This is a genomic window from Phyllobacterium sp. OV277, assembly GCF_900104355.1.
In the GTDB taxonomy this organism is placed as follows: Bacteria; Pseudomonadota; Alphaproteobacteria; order Rhizobiales; family Rhizobiaceae; genus Phyllobacterium.
In genome coordinates this window covers 382,147-396,953 of record NZ_FNIY01000002.1, presented here as the reverse complement: position 1 = coordinate 396,953, position 14,807 = coordinate 382,147, and the positions used below count along the sequence as shown (strand labels likewise).

13 protein-coding genes are annotated in these 14,807 nt (G+C 55.7%); 11 read left to right on the top strand and 2 right to left on the bottom strand.

Features of this window, described 5'->3' with window-relative positions:
• Positions 1-104: 104 nt before the first annotated feature.
• Complete coding sequence (locus BLU05_RS07880) at positions 105-1,829, top strand: ABC transporter substrate-binding protein (protein WP_091879071.1); 1,725 nt, start codon at positions 105-107, stop codon at positions 1,827-1,829.
• A gap of 116 nt (positions 1,830-1,945) precedes the next feature.
• Entirely contained in the window at positions 1,946-2,416 is a 471-nt protein-coding gene (locus BLU05_RS07875; protein ID WP_091879069.1) for an SRPBCC domain-containing protein, read from the top strand.
• Positions 2,417-2,427: 11 nt separating this feature from the next.
• Here the strand turns inward: BLU05_RS07875 and BLU05_RS07870 are convergent, their stop codons facing one another.
• Both BLU05_RS07870 and BLU05_RS07865 read right to left on the bottom strand, forming a co-directional pair.
• Positions 2,428-3,045, bottom strand: a complete 618-nt coding sequence (locus BLU05_RS07870) for a glutathione S-transferase family protein (protein ID WP_091879068.1) — start codon at positions 3,043-3,045, stop codon at positions 2,428-2,430.
• Positions 3,046-3,121: 76 nt separating this feature from the next.
• Positions 3,122-4,285: a dihydrodipicolinate synthase family protein gene (locus tag BLU05_RS07865; protein WP_091879067.1), complete on the bottom strand. Its 1,164-nt coding sequence runs from the start codon at positions 4,283-4,285 to the stop codon at positions 3,122-3,124.
• A gap of 245 nt (positions 4,286-4,530) precedes the next feature.
• On the opposite strand from BLU05_RS07865, the gene BLU05_RS07860 reads away from it, so the two are divergent.
• The 9 genes from BLU05_RS07860 to BLU05_RS07820 all read left to right on the top strand — a co-directional run bounded on the left by BLU05_RS07860 (position 4,531) and on the right by BLU05_RS07820 (position 14,803).
• Positions 4,531-5,574: a LacI family DNA-binding transcriptional regulator gene (locus tag BLU05_RS07860; RefSeq protein ID WP_091880155.1), complete on the top strand. Its 1,044-nt coding sequence runs from the start codon at positions 4,531-4,533 to the stop codon at positions 5,572-5,574.
• The gene (locus BLU05_RS07855) at positions 5,571-6,572 is read left to right on the top strand and encodes a Gfo/Idh/MocA family protein (protein ID WP_091879065.1); all 1,002 of its coding nucleotides are present in this window, start codon (positions 5,571-5,573) and stop codon (positions 6,570-6,572) included. Before BLU05_RS07860 ends, BLU05_RS07855 begins: the two co-directional genes overlap by 4 nt.
• A 17-nt stretch (positions 6,573-6,589) precedes the next feature.
• Positions 6,590-8,191: an acyl CoA:acetate/3-ketoacid CoA transferase gene (locus BLU05_RS07850; protein ID WP_091879064.1), complete on the top strand. Its 1,602-nt coding sequence runs from the start codon at positions 6,590-6,592 to the stop codon at positions 8,189-8,191.
• Complete coding sequence (locus BLU05_RS07845) at positions 8,184-8,963, top strand: enoyl-CoA hydratase/isomerase family protein (protein WP_091879062.1); 780 nt, start codon at positions 8,184-8,186, stop codon at positions 8,961-8,963. The genes BLU05_RS07850 and BLU05_RS07845 overlap by 8 nt, the downstream gene beginning before the upstream one ends.
• Complete coding sequence (locus BLU05_RS07840; RefSeq protein ID WP_091879061.1) at positions 8,963-10,471, top strand: aldehyde dehydrogenase family protein; 1,509 nt, start codon at positions 8,963-8,965, stop codon at positions 10,469-10,471. The genes BLU05_RS07845 and BLU05_RS07840 overlap by 1 nt, the downstream gene beginning before the upstream one ends.
• 107 nt (positions 10,472-10,578) lie before the next feature.
• Positions 10,579-11,826: an ABC transporter substrate-binding protein gene (locus BLU05_RS07835; protein WP_091879059.1), complete on the top strand. Its 1,248-nt coding sequence runs from the start codon at positions 10,579-10,581 to the stop codon at positions 11,824-11,826.
• A 97-nt stretch (positions 11,827-11,923) separates the two neighbouring features.
• Complete coding sequence (locus tag BLU05_RS07830; RefSeq protein WP_091879058.1) at positions 11,924-12,802, top strand: carbohydrate ABC transporter permease; 879 nt, start codon at positions 11,924-11,926, stop codon at positions 12,800-12,802.
• Positions 12,799-13,680: a carbohydrate ABC transporter permease gene (locus BLU05_RS07825; protein ID WP_091879056.1), complete on the top strand. Its 882-nt coding sequence runs from the start codon at positions 12,799-12,801 to the stop codon at positions 13,678-13,680. The genes BLU05_RS07830 and BLU05_RS07825 overlap by 4 nt, the downstream gene beginning before the upstream one ends.
• A gap of 4 nt (positions 13,681-13,684) precedes the next feature.
• Complete coding sequence (locus BLU05_RS07820) at positions 13,685-14,803, top strand: ABC transporter ATP-binding protein (RefSeq protein ID WP_091879054.1); 1,119 nt, start codon at positions 13,685-13,687, stop codon at positions 14,801-14,803.
• The last annotated feature ends 4 nt before the right edge of the window (positions 14,804-14,807 follow it).

Here is a 14,807-nt window from a genome sequence, read left to right as displayed (position 1 = left end):
ATGGCGCCGGAATCGAAGGACAATTCCGGGCAAAACGCCATGTTGAAACAGGACAGCCGGTATCATCCGGTTGTTCCAGCAATCGCAACTCTGGGAGGACTTCAATGCGAACGCGAATACTAACGACAACAACAGCACTGGCGCTGTTGCTCGGTGCAGGCTCTGCCTATGCCGGGATCGATGACGCCAAGAAATTCCTCGACAAGGAAATTGGCGATGTTTCCACGCTTGACCGCGCTGGTCAGGAAAAGGAAATGCAGTGGTTCATCGACGCGGCCAAGCCTTTTGCAGGCATGGAAATCAAGGTCGTCTCGGAATCGCTGACCACGCACCAGTATGAATCGCAGGTGCTTGCACCGGCGTTCACGGCTATCACCGGCATCAAGGTCACGCATGACGTGATCCAGGAAGGTGACGTTGTTGAAAAGATCCAGACGCAGATGCAGACCGGCCAGAACCTTTATGACGGCTGGGTCAATGATAGCGATCTGATCGGCACCCACTGGCGCTATCAGCAGGTCCGCAACCTGACCGACTTTATGGCAAGCGAAGGCAAGGACGTGACCAATCCCGGTCTCGACATTGATGACTTCATCGGCACCAAGTTCACGACAGCGCCGGACAAGAAGCTTTATCAGCTTCCTGATCAGCAGTTCGCCAACCTTTACTGGTTCCGCTACGACTGGTTCAACGACGAAAAGAACAAGGCCGACTTCAAGGCGAAATATGGCTACGAACTCGGTGTTCCGGTCAACTGGTCTGCCTATGAGGATATTGCTGAGTTCTTCACTGGCCGCGACGTCGGCGGCAAGAAGGTTTACGGCCATATGGACTATGGCAAAAAAGACCCGTCACTCGGTTGGCGCTTTACTGATGCTTGGCTCTCCATGGCCGGCAATGGCGATAAGGGCCTGCCAAACGGTCTGCCTGTGGATGAATGGGGCATCAAGGTCAACGAGAAGTCCCAGCCAGTCGGTTCCTGCGTGGCCCGTGGCGGCGATACCAACGGACCAGCAGCGGTTTACTCAATCCAGAAATATCTCGACTGGTTGAAGGCCTATGCACCGCCGGAAGCACAGGGCATGACCTTCTCTGAATCCGGTCCCGTACCGGCGCAGGGCAATGTCGCGCAGCAGATTTTCTGGTACACCGCTTTCACCGCCGACATGGTCAAGCCGGGTCTGCCTGTCATGAACGACGACGGCACGCCAAAGTGGCGCATGGCTCCTTCGCCGCATGGCGTTTACTGGAAAGACGGCATGAAGCTCGGCTATCAGGACGTGGGTTCATGGACCCTGATGAAGTCGACACCAACAGACCGTGCCAAGGCCGCCTGGCTCTACGCACAGTTCGTCACTTCGAAGACGGTTGACGTGAAGAAGAGCCAGATCGGCCTCACCTTCATTCGTGAATCGACGATCAAGGACAAGAGCTTCACCAAGCGTGCGCCGCAGCTCGGCGGTCTGATCGAGTTCTATCGCTCGCCAGCCCGTGTTCAGTGGTCACCGACAGGTACCAATGTTCCTGATTATCCGAAGCTGGCACAGCTTTGGTGGCAGGCTGTTGGCGATGCATCATCCGGTGCCAAGACGGCGCAGGCCGCCATGGACTCTCTCTGCGCCGAGCAGGAAAAGGTCATGGGCCGCATCGAAAAGTCGGGCGTGCAGGGCGATATCGGTCCGAAACTGGCCGAAGAGCATGATCTTGCCTACTGGAATGCCGATGCCGTCAAGAACGGTCATCTCGCACCTCAGCTGAAGATCGCCAATGAAAAGGAAAAGCCCCAGACCATCAATTATGATGAGCTGGTCAAGAGCTGGAACAAGTAAGCTTTGCTATCCGATGAAAAAGGGGATGGTGCTCGCGCGCCATCCCCTTTTTCTTTGAGCAACCGCATCGATAGAGCCAGATTGGAATTTTACCGCCAATCGGCTATGATGGGGACATGAGCGATACTTCGAGCACAGTTGTATCCAAGGCAATGAAGGCGTCCTGTGAGGCCGTTTACGGTGCTTTCACAGATCCTGACGCCCTTGCCGTATGGCTTCCGCCCGGCTCCATGCATGGCATTGTCCATGATTTTGATGGGCGCGAAGGCGGGTCTCTACGTATGTCACTCGTTTACCCCGAGGATGAGGGGCTGCCACGCGGCAAGACGTTGGACAATATTGATACTTTTGACGTCCGCTTTGTGGCTCTGGTACCTGCCAGCAAGATCGTATGGGCGGTCCGGTTTGAATCGGATGATCCGGCCTATGCGGGCGAAATGCTGATGACAACGACGATGGAGCCGACGGACGGTGGCTCGCAGATTACCATAGCGTGTAACGATATTCCCCGGGGTATCCGGCCCGAAGACAATGAAACCGGGTGCCGTTCCACGTTGAACAAGCTTGCTTCTTTTCTTGGTGGCTGAACGCTTTTCTATCAGTCGTGGGTTTCGCCGGAGAAAGATGTCGCCTGCATGGATGGTCGCTGGCAGAATTCCGCATACCATGCGGCAAGGCGTGGACGCTTCTCTATGAACGGATAAATGCCGCGGAATTCGACCCAGTTCAAAGTTGTTGCCAACGCGATCTCACCAATAAGCGGCAGACCCTCAAGCGCTGCTTCCTTTTCGGCAAAGTCGCAGGCCGCGATAATTTTTTGCAGTTGAGCATCGCGCATGGTTGCCCAGCGTACGGGTTCCGGCCGCCGCTCGGTCTCCCATCGCACCACAATCCCGGAATCGGCAATACCCTGCGCCGCTGCCTGCAGCCGCAAAGTATCCCAGCGCGCTTTGCCTGTTGCGGGGATGAGTGCGTTTCCACCGGGCAGCGTGCTGAGATAATCAGCGATAACGACTGAGTCAAAGAGCGCAAGACCGTCATTGTCGATGAGCACCGGGACCTTGCCCAATGGGTTGAGCGCGTAGACGTCTTCATTGCGCCGGGTCGGGCTGGTTTCATGGTGGATCACCTCAACACTATCCGCGAGGCCGATCTCATGAATGGCAACCAGCACTTTACGCGCATAGGGCGAGTGCGTCTGATAAAGAAGCTTCATGGGAAATCCTGCCTGATCGGATGAGTCGGCGCAGACAATCGCCCGGCAGGCTCCTTCGATCAAGTGCCCGGAAAACTTAAAGTCCGTAGATTTGCAGCAAGCTCTTCATACGGCCTGTCGCAAGCTCTGGCCTGTCCAGAACATTGGCCTGGTCGGCCAGTCGGAAAATATCGGCGTAATGCACGATACCGCGCGCCGACTGCATGCCTGCGGGCATGGTGAAATGGTTCTGGTGACCGTTGAGCCAAGCAAGGAAAACCACACCCGCCTTGTAATATTGGGTGGGTGCTTCAAAGATTTTGCGCGACAGTGGCACAGTGGGCTCGATCACATCGCGGAACGCTTGCGTTTGTCCATTGGCCAAATGAGCCAATGCTTTGGATGCGTGCGGCGCGACTGCATCGAAAATGCCAAGCAGGGCATGGCTATATTTCTCGCCGTCCCCTTCAATCAGTTCCGCATAGTTGAAATCATCGCCAGTGAAACACAGAACGCCCTCGGGCAGACGCTTGCGTAAAGCAATCTCTCTTTCGTTGTCGAGCAGGGAAATCTTGATGCCCTCAACCTTGTCTTTGTTGTCGGTGATTATGGCGAGCACCGTTTCCAGCGCTTCCTCAAAGGCATGGGAGCCCCAATAACCCGAAAGCTGTGCGTCAAACATATCGCCGAGCCAATGCAGCACGACCTTATTCTGTGTCTGGCGCAGGATTTCGCCATAGACGCTTCGATAATCATCCCCGGATTTTGCCACTTTGGCGAGAGCCCTGCTTGCCATCATGACAGCGCGGCCACCATGCGCTTCAACAAAACCGATCTGCGTTTCATAAGCAGAAATAACATCCCCAAGGGTGCTGGTATTTTCGGGTAGCAGTTGATCGGTTCCAGCACCACAAGCAAGATCGGCACCCGAAACACTGCGTGCTTCGGTAAGCGAACGACGTATCAGTTCCTGCGCGCCAGCCCAGTCCAGCCCCATGCCACGCTGGGCTGTGTCCATCGCTTCGGCGATCTTGAATCCGAGGGACCAGAGATGGTGGCGAAACGCCATGGTCGCATCCCAATCTATGGCCGGAGAGCCCCATGGTGTCCTGTCCTTTAGCGGATCGGATACCACATGGGCGGCTGCATAGGCGATACGATTGAAGACTGGTGGGGAGGCTGGCCGGGCGGTTGGCTCACCTGAAAGGCGATAGGCTGAAAGCTTACCATCTGCGGTGGGCAGGTCCAGAACAAGGGTCATCATATCGCTCCCATTCAACACGATGAGCTTTGTAATTTGGAACGTTCCAAAAAACAAGTAGGAAAAATTGGCCGATTGGACGGCTATTTTCGTTGAAATTGTACGTACTTCACGTGGTATCATTGGAAAATGCACTATTACCCACGAAAAATGCGCTGTTTGGCGCGATTATATCTCTTGGTATTCTCTCTTGACAAATTTGGAACGTTCCAATTATATCGATATTCTGATTGTGGAGGATGCCTGTGAACCGAAGCCGGACAACCGTTGTGGATATTGCGCACGCCGCTGGCGTGTCGAAATCCACCGTGTCGCTGGTTCTGCAAGGCAGCCCATTGGTCAATGAAAAGACCCGCGAAAAGGTCAATAGTGTCATTGCCGATCTGGGCTATGTCTACAACCGCGGTGCCGCCAATCTGCGGCAGTCACGCTCAAAAATCGTCGGCATCGTGGTCAATGACCTCACCAACAGTTTCTTCGCTGAGCTTGCTGTGGGGATGGATATGGTTGTCCAATCCGCAGGCTATGTGCAATTTCTCGCCCATAGTGGTGAAAGCGTCGACCGTCAGCGCGAAGTCATCGCATCCATGCGCGAAAACGGTATCGCCGGTCTGATCCTGTCGCCGGCACGCGGTACGGAGGCTGCCGACCTCAAGCCATTGATTGATAGCGGCATTCCCGTCGTGATCGTCGTTCGCAATCTGCCCGGCGCCAAAGTCTCAACGCTACTGTCCGATAATTATACGGGCGCCAAGGCCGCCGTGCGTCATCTGATTTCGCTTGGGCATAGCCGTATCGGCTTCATGGGCGGCTTTCTTGATACAGCGGTTTTTGCCGAGCGGCTTCGCGGCTACCGCGATGCCTTGCAGGAGGCAGGTCTTGCTGTTGATGAGGCGCTCATCATTCATTCTGCACCATCCCGTGCTGGCGGTGTTGCTGCTGTGGAGCGCATGATGCTGCTTGCCGATAGGGCAACGGCCGCGCTGTGCCTGAACGATGCGGTGGCCTTCGGTGTCTGCGACGGTTTGCGGTCGGTTGGCATTGAGCCCGGCAAGGGGTTCGGCGTCATCGGTTTTGATGATGTGATCGAGGCAAAGACTGCTGTCCCGGCTCTGACAACGGTTTCGGTCGACCCGCAGGGCATGGGGCAGCGCGCGGCGCAGCTTTTGCTCAAGCAGATCAATGCGGGTGGAAGCGAACAGGAATCACTGGTGACATCGGTGCGTCTCGTGGTGCGGCAGAGTTGCGGTGCGCCGGTGAAGAACAATCATCTGGAGAAAATGGCATGACACGTTGGGGTTTGATCGGAGCAAGCACGATTGCGCATGAGTGGGTTATCGATGCGATCCGCGCCGAGGGCGGCGAAATCGTCTCCGTGATGAGCACCAGTTCCGAGCGTGGTCAAAAATATGCTGCGGACCATGGCATTGCCAAATCTGTTACCTCTGTTGATGCGCTGGTCAGTGATCAGGATGTCGATGCCGTCTATATCTCGACAACGAATGAACTGCACAGGGATCAGGTGCTCCGCGCTGCGGCTGCCGGAAAGCATGTGCTGTGCGAAAAGCCGCTGGCGATGAGCCTTGGTGATGCGAAGGCGATGGTTGACGCCTGCCGCGCGGCGGGCGTTGTGCTGGGCACAAATCATCACCTGCGCAATGCCGCCAGCCATACGGCCATGCGCGATGCAATCGCTGCGGGCAAGATCGGCAAGCCGCTGGCCGCCCGGGTCTTTCACGCCGTGTATCTTCCGCCGCATCTGCAGGGTTGGCGGCTCGACAAGCCGGAAGCTGGTGGCGGTGTGATTCTTGATATCACCGTGCACGACACGGATACGCTGCGCTATGTGCTGGGCGATGATCCCGTGGAAGTTGTCGCTGCCTCCCAGCAGGGCGGTCTTGGCAAGGCTGGTCTTGCTGATGGTGTCATGGGCGTCATGCGTTTCAAATCGGGTCTCATTGCGCAGTTCCATGATGGTTTTACCACCAAATACGCGGAAACGGGGTTTGAGGTGCATGGTACTGAAGGTTCCCTTGTTGGTCGCAACGTCATGAGCCAGAAGCCAGTTGGCACAGTCACCCTGCGCAATGCCGATGGTGAGACTGAGCTGAAGCTCGATCACAAGAATCTCTATGAGACAGGTATTGCGAAATTTCATGCGGCCATCCTCGGCAAGGGGCAGCCACCCGCAACAGGTGAAGATGGCGTTTGGTCGTTGGCCACCGGTCTCGCGGTGGTGGAGGCGGCCAGCACAGGCACCGTCCAGAAAATCAACCCAGGTCTTTAAGAGAACGACATTCCAGAATGAGCAAGCACATAACCCCTGAAGAGGCCGCAAACCTCATCCCTGACGCGGCGATCGTCTCGGTCTCCTCGTCGAGCGGTCTTGGCTGTCCCGATCTGATGCTGAAAGCCATCGGCGCGCGGTTTGATGCGACAGGACATCCGCGTGATCTGACGACGCTGCACCCTATCGCAGCTGGTGATATGAGCGGGATCAAGGGTATCGATTATATCGCTAAAAAAGGCTTGCTCAAACGTATTCTCGGTGGTTCCTACCCTTCCGGCCCATCAACGGCGGAACCGCCACTGATCTGGCAGATGATCGGCAATGACGAAGTCGCTGCCTACAATATTCCATCGGGTATCCTGTTCGACATGCACCGCGAGGCGGCGGCCAAACGGCCGGGTGTGTTGACCAAAGTCGGGCTTGATACATTCGTCGATCCGGATCGTCAGGGTTGTGCCATGAACACCTCCGCCGCTAAGGACCCGATTGTCCGCAAGATCGAATTCGAGGGCGAGGAATGGCTGTTCTTCAAACCCGTTATCCCGCAAGTCGCCATCATCCGTGCGACGACGGCGGATGAACGCGGCAACCTGACTTATGAGCATGAAGGCGCTTATCTCGGTGGCTTCGATCAGGCGCTGGCTGTGCGCAATAATGGCGGCATCGTCATTGCCCAGGTCAAACGCATCACCAAGAGCGGCTCGCTGAAACCGCATGATGTCCGCGTGCCCGGTATCCTTGTTGATTATGTGGTTGTTGATCCCGATCAGAAGCAGACGACACAGACGGTTTATGACCCGGCTATATCAGGCGAAATCTTCCATCCTCTGGAGGATTTTGCTTTGCCGGATTTCAATATCCAGAAGGTCATCGCCCGCCGTGTGGCAACAGAGCTGGAGGCAGGCAGTGCTGTCAATCTCGGCTTTGGCATCTCGGCTAATGTGCCGCGCATCCTGCTTGAAGAAGGATTGCATGGAGCCGTGACATGGGTGATCGAGCAGGGGCCGGTCGGCGGTATTCCGCTGCTGGATTTTGCCTTCGGCTGCGCCTCCAACGCAGAAGCCTTTGTGCCGTCGCCGCACCAGTTTACTTATTTTCAGGGTGCGGGTTTTGACGCATCGCTGCTGTCCTTCCTCGAGATCGACAAAACAGGTTCGGTGAACGTTTCAAAACTCAGCTTCCGCCCGCATGTCACCGCAGGCGCAGGTGGGTTTGTCGATATCACCGCCCGCGCTCGCAAGATCGTCTTCTCCGGCATGTTCAATGCGGGTGCCAAGGTTCATGTGGCCGATGGCAAGCTTGTCATCGAGAAGGAGGGCAAGCTCAAGAAACTCGTCAATGAAGTGGAGCACGTCACATTCTCCGGCCGCCGCGCCGTTGAGCAGAGGCAGGATATCACCTATGTGACTGAGCGCTGCGTGATGGTTCTGCGTCCTGAAGGTATTATCCTCACGGAGATTGCACCGGGCGTCGACCTTCAGACCCAAATTCTCGACCAATCGGAATTCCCGCTCATCGTTGCCCGTGACCTGAAGTTGATGGCAGCAGAACTTTTTGCCGAAGGCCCTTTCGGTTTGAAGCTGCCGCAGAAACCGGAAAGGACGCTCCATGGCTGAGCCTCGCATTACTGTCAGTTTCGATGGGCCTGTTGCGACGATCACCGTGTCGCGTCCGGAAAAACTCAATGCATTTGATATAGGCATGCTGAAAGAGCTTTCGGCTGTCTGCGATGAGCTGGAAGCCAATGCCGATATTCGTGTGGCCATTCTAACCGGCGCTGGCAAAGCCTTCTCGGCGGGTGGCGATATCAAGGCCTGGGCTGCCATGACCCCGAATGAATTCGGCCATGCCTGGGTGCGTTTCGGGCACCGTGTATTCGAACGTTTGGCGACATTGCGCGTGCCGCTGATTGCTGCCCTCAATGGCCATGCACTGGGTGGCGGGCTGGAGCTTGCTGCCGCTGCCGATATCCGCATTGCCGAAACCCACATCCGTATCGGCCTGCCGGAAACCGGTTTGGGCATGGTGCCGGGCTGGTCAGGAACACAGCGCCTTGTTCGCCGGTTCGGTGCGCAGGTGATCAGGCGCATGGCGCTGGGGGGTGAGATTTTCAGTGCTACCGAAGCCGCATCGCTCGGGATCGTTGATCATGTGGTGGAAACCGGAGCAGCGGTCACTGCAGCGCAGGCCTATGCGGAACGGATCGCCAAGCGCGGACCTGCCGCTGTGGAAGTGGCAAAATTGATGATTGCGTCGGCAAACGGCGAAGACAATGGCACGGCGGTTGAAGCTCTTGGCTCGATCCTCGTCGCAAAAACAGCGGACCTGAAAGAAGGTGTTTCGGCCTTTGCCGAAAAGCGCGAGCCCGTGTTCAAGGGAGAATGGTAATGACGGTTCTGATGCGGCCACAAGCGCTCGACAATTTCAAAGTCCGCGAATTCCAGATGCTGATCGATGGCAAATGGACCAATGGCGCGGAAGGCGGCGTGATTGAACGCAAGAGTCCCGGCCATGGTGTTGTTGTCTCGCGCTATCAGGCAGGCACAAAGGCCGACGCGGAACGGGCAATCCGCGCTGCGCGCAATGCCTTCGATAATGGCCCATGGTCGCGCATGACCGGTGCCGAACGCTCGAATATCCTGTTGAAAGCGGCAGACCTGATTGCAGCGCGTTCTGACGAACTGGCCTATCTCGATTGCATCGAATCCGGCAAACCAATTTCACAGGCCAAAGGCGAACTCGGTGGTGCCGTCGATATCTGGCGTTATGCCGCCGCGCTTGGCCGCGATCTGCATGGCGAAAGCTACAATACGTTGGGCGATGGCACACTCGGCGTGGTCTTGCGCGAGGCGATAGGCGTCATATCCATCATCACCCCGTGGAATTTCCCGTTCCTGATCGTCAGCCAGAAGCTGCCTTTTGCCTTGGCTGCCGGCTGTACCGCCGTTGTCAAACCGTCCGAGCTGACATCGGGCTCGACTCTGGTTCTCGGTGAAATCCTGATGGAGGCTGGCGTTCCCGCTGGTGTCGTCAATATCCTCGCCGGAACCGGTGCGGAAGTCGGCGCGCCGATGACCACCCATCCGGATGTCGACATGGTTTCCTTCACCGGTTCGACCCTTATTGGCAAACTGACAATGGCCAATGCGGCCCAGACCTTGAAGAAAGTCTCGCTGGAACTGGGTGGCAAGAACCCGCAGATCGTTTTTCCGGATGCCAATCTGGATGATTTCATCGATGCCGCCGTCTTTGGTGCCTATTTCAACGCTGGTGAATGCTGCAATGCCGGTTCGCGCCTGATCGTTCACCGCGATATTGCCGATGAAGTGACGCAACGTGTTGCGGCCCTCTCGGCCAAGGTTAGGGTTGGTGACCCGCTTGATCCGCTAACCAAGGTCGGCGCGATCATCACACCGGAGCATTTGACCAAGATCGATACGTATGTGCGCAATGCTGCGTCTGCTGGTGCTGCCATTTCCCATGGTGGCACGCCGCTTGATCTGGGGCTGGGTCAATATATGAGCCCGACCATTTTGTCCGCTGTGCAACCTGACATGGCTGTTGCCCGTGAAGAAGTGTTTGGTCCTGTGCTTTCCGTGCTAACATTCGAAACCATGGACGACGCGATCCGGATTGCCAACTCCATCGATTACGGCCTGTCGGCAGGTGTGTGGAGTCGCGACTTCGATACATGCCTGACCGTTGGCCGCCGGGTGCGTGCCGGAACCATCTGGATGAATACGTTTATGGATGGCGCTTCGGAACTGCCGTTCGGCGGTTATCGTCAGTCGGGATTGGGTCGCGAATTGGGACGCCATGCGGTTGAGGATTATACGGAGACCAAGACTCTGAACATGCATATGGGACGCAGGGCATTACTTTGGGCGTCGAATTAAATCGATTGTATTCGTCGTTCCGCTTATTGTATGAATGCATCAGGCTGAGGGATATCTGCAGTCTAGGGTAGTGGGAAGTTTTATCTTTTTTCCTTGGGAGGAATGAAATGAACAAGCTGATGAATACGGTTGCCGCGACAGCCATGCTGCTCGGCACGGCGACAATGGCCCGCGCTGCGGAAAACGTCGAAGTCCTGCATTGGTGGACATCCGGCGGTGAAGCGACAGCGTTGGAAGTCCTGAAAAAGGATCTGGAAAAGAAGGGCATCACCTGGTCGGATATGCCTGTGGCTGGCGGTGGCGGTACGGAAGCCATGACCGTTCTGCGTGCTCGTGTAACCGGTGGCAATCCTCCGACAGCCGTACAGGCACTCGGCTTCGACATCACCGACTGGGCAAAGCAGGGCGTTCTTGCCAACCTTGATGACGTTGCAACGAAGGAAAAGTGGGCTGACGTCATTCCTGGCGCGTTGCAGAATTTCTCCAAATATGACGGTCATTGGATTGCTGCACCTGTCAACGTTCACTCCACCAACTGGATGTGGATCAACAAGGCGGCTCTCGACAAGGCTGGCGGCAAGGAGCCCAAGAACTGGGATGAATTGATTGCTCTTCTCGATAATTTCAAGAAGCAGGGCATCACGCCGATCGCCCACGGCGGTCAGCCATGGCAGGACGCAACCATTTTTGATGCGGTTGTGCTCTCGCTCGGCAATGATTTCTATAAGGCGGCTTTCATTGATCTCGACCCCAAGGCTTTGGGCGGCGCGAAGATGAAGGAAGCTTTCGACCGCATGACCAAGCTGCGTTCCTATGTGGATGACAACTTCTCCGGTCGCGACTGGAACCTTGCTTCCACCATGGTTATCGAAGGCAAGGCTGGCGTGCAGTTCATGGGTGACTGGGCCAAGGGCGAATTCGTCAAGGCCAAGAAGGAGCCAGGCAAGGATTTCGTTTGCATGCGCTTCCCGGGCACTCAGGGTTCTGTAACCTTCAACTCCGACCAGTTCCTGTTCTTCAAGAAGAGCGAAGCAGAACACAAGTCGCAGCTGGTTATGGCATCATCCATTGAAAGCCCGACATTCCAGTCAGCTTTCAACGTTGTGAAGGGTTCGGCTCCGGCTCGTACCGACGTTTCCGATGCGGCTTTTGATGCTTGCGGCAAGAAGGCAATCAAGGATCTGGCTGAAGCCAACAAGGCCGGAACACTCTATGGTTCCATGGCCCATGGTTATGCTGTTCCTGCAGCCATCAAGAACGCGATCTATGACGTTGTTACCCGCGAATTCAACGGTGAATTGACATCCGACGCGGCTGTCAAGGAACTCGTTTCCGCCGTGGACGCTGCCAAGTAAGCGCTCCCATTCTGTCCGGGGTGTTACCGCCCCGGACAGGTTTCCCGTGAATATGCACGGCAATGACAAGAATTTAAAAAGTTGAAGGGGTGAGGCTATGGATACCCGCAGCCGCATACAGGACTTGATACCCAAGTTGGTGTTGGCACCAAGCTTTCTGATTGTCCTGATCTTCGTCTATGGCTTTATCATTTATACGGGCGTCCTGTCGTTCACCGATAGCAAGATGCTGCCGTCATTTGGTTTTGTCGGACTGGAGAACTACCGCAAGCTGTGGGCTCTGCCGCATTGGTGGCGTGCCATCAGCAATCTGGGTATTTTTGCCTCGCTCTATATCATTATCTGCACGGTTATCGGTCTAGGCCTTGCCATTCTGCTGGATCAGAAAATCCGCATTGAAGGCTTCCTGCGCCCGATCTACCTCTACCCCATGGCGCTTTCGTTCATCGTAACCGGCGTTGCATGGAAATGGTTTCTCGATCCGGGTATCGGCCTCGAAAACACCATGCACCAATGGGGCTGGACCAGCTTCGCCTTCAACTGGATCAAGGATTCCAAGATGGCGATCTATACGGTGGTGATTGCCGCCGTCTGGCAATCCTCAGGTTTTGTCATGGCGATGTTCCTTGCGGGTCTGCGCGGCGTCGATAACGAGATCATCAAGGCGGCCCAGATCGACGGGGCGTCCACCACGATGATCTATCGCCGTATCATCATTCCGCTGATGCGCCCGGTTTTCCTGTCTGCCTTCGTCGTTCTCGCCCACCTTGCCATCAAGGCCTATGATCTTGTGATCGCATTGACAGGCGGCGGCCCCGGACAGGCAACTGAATTGCCCGCAACATTCATGTACTCCTATACGTTTACACGTAATTCCATGGGCATCGGTGCTTCTTCGGCGATCATCATGTTGATCACGATTTTCGCGATCATCATCCCCTATCTCTATTCCGAAGTAAGGGGAGGCAATAAATGAGCGCCCAGAACCCCGATAATGCCATCTCCAGCGGCAAGCTGACCCGCGTCCTGATCTATATCGCGCTGCTTGTCTTTGCCTTTTACTACCTGCTGCCACTTTACGTTATGGTGGTGAACTCGCTGAAAACCCTTGATGAGATACGTCAGGGTGGGATGCTGTCACCGCCGCATGAGTGGACCATCGAGCCATGGTTGGCCGCATGGTCGACGGCGCAGATTGGCGTGCAGCCAACCGGATTGAAACCCTATTTCTTCAATTCGATTATCATGGTCATTCCAGCCGTTGCCATTTCAACCGTTATGGGTGCGTTGAATGGTTATGTCCTGACCAAATGGAAATTTCGCGGCTCGAACGTCATGTTCGGCATGTTGCTGCTTGGTTGTTTCATTCCGTTCCAGATCGTTCTTATTCCGATGGCGCGGGTACTCGGCATGCTTGGTATGGCGGGCACTATTCAAGGCCTGATATTTGTCCATGTGATCTATGGCCTTGGCTTCACCACGCTCTATTTCCGCAACTACTATGAAGCGTTCCCGACCGAACTCGTTCGCGCTGCACAGATTGACGGTGCGAGCTTCTTCCAGATTTTCTGGCGCATTCTTCTTCCCTCATCAGGGCCGATCATTGTTGTATCTGTCATCTGGCAGTTCACCAATATCTGGAACGACTTTCTCTTCGGTGCGTCTTTCTCAGGATTCAGCAGCACGCCAATGACGGTGGCGCTCAACAATCTGGTGAACTCATCGACAGGCGTGAAGGAATATAACGTGCATTTCGCCGGCGCGATCCTCGCCGCACTGCCAACTCTTATCGTCTACATCGTTTCCGGGCGCTACTTCGTCCGTGGACTTATGTCCGGCGCCGTGAAGGGATAATCAAATGTCATTTCTACAGATCAAGAACCTGCATAAATCCTATGGCAATGTCCCGATTTTGAAGGACATCAATATCGAGATCGATGAAGGCGGTTTTCTCGTTCTCGTTGGACCTTCCGGCTGTGGCAAGTCCACTTTGCTCAACACCATTGCTGGGTTGGAGCCGATCAGTTCCGGCGATATTTCCATCAAAGGCAAATCGATCAGCGGACTGCATCCATCCAAGCGTGATATCGCCATGGTGTTCCAGTCCTACGCGCTCTATCCCAACATGACCGTTGGCGGAAACATCGCCTTCGGCATGGAAATTCGCGGCGTACCGAAAGACGAGCGCGAGAAGGCCATCAAGCAGGTCGCCGATATGCTGCAGATCGGCCATTTGCTCGACCGCAAGCCAAGCCAGCTTTCCGGCGGTCAGCGTCAGCGTGTTGCCATGGGTCGTGCCCTTGTGCGCAATCCGCAGGTGTTCCTGTTCGACGAGCCGCTGTCCAATCTCGATGCCAAGCTGCGTGTCGATATGCGCACGGAAATCAAGCGCCTGCACCAGCGCATGAAAACGACTATTGTCTATGTGACCCATGATCAGATCGAGGCCATGACGCTCGCGACCAAGATCGCCGTGCTCAAGGACGGTATCCTGCAGCAGTTCGGCACCCCGGCCGAAATTTACAACAACCCGACCAACCTATTTGTTGCCGATTTCATGGGATCACCCGCGATGAACCTGCTCAAGGCCAAGATCGAAGGTAATGCGTCTGATCTCAGCGTCGTGCTCGACCGCCCCGATTCTTCGCCGCTGCGATTGCCGATCAAGAAAACCAACAGCGCGCTGATCGGCCATTCCGGTAAGGACGTTATTTTCGGCATTCGTCCGGAAGCCTTGACCGATCCGGATGGTGCGGATCGTAATGCTATCTCGCTCGTGGAAGGCGAATGCCTGATCGACGTGGTTGAACCTGCTGGTTCCGATACATTTGCGGTGACAAGACTTGGCAGCAAGGAAGTGGTCGCACGGTTGCGTGCCGACGCTCACATCCTGCCGGGGCAGAAGACGCAGCTGGCATTCAATCTCGACAAGGCCGTGTTCTTCGATCCGCAATCGCAACTGCGCATCGGCGCCTGACGAT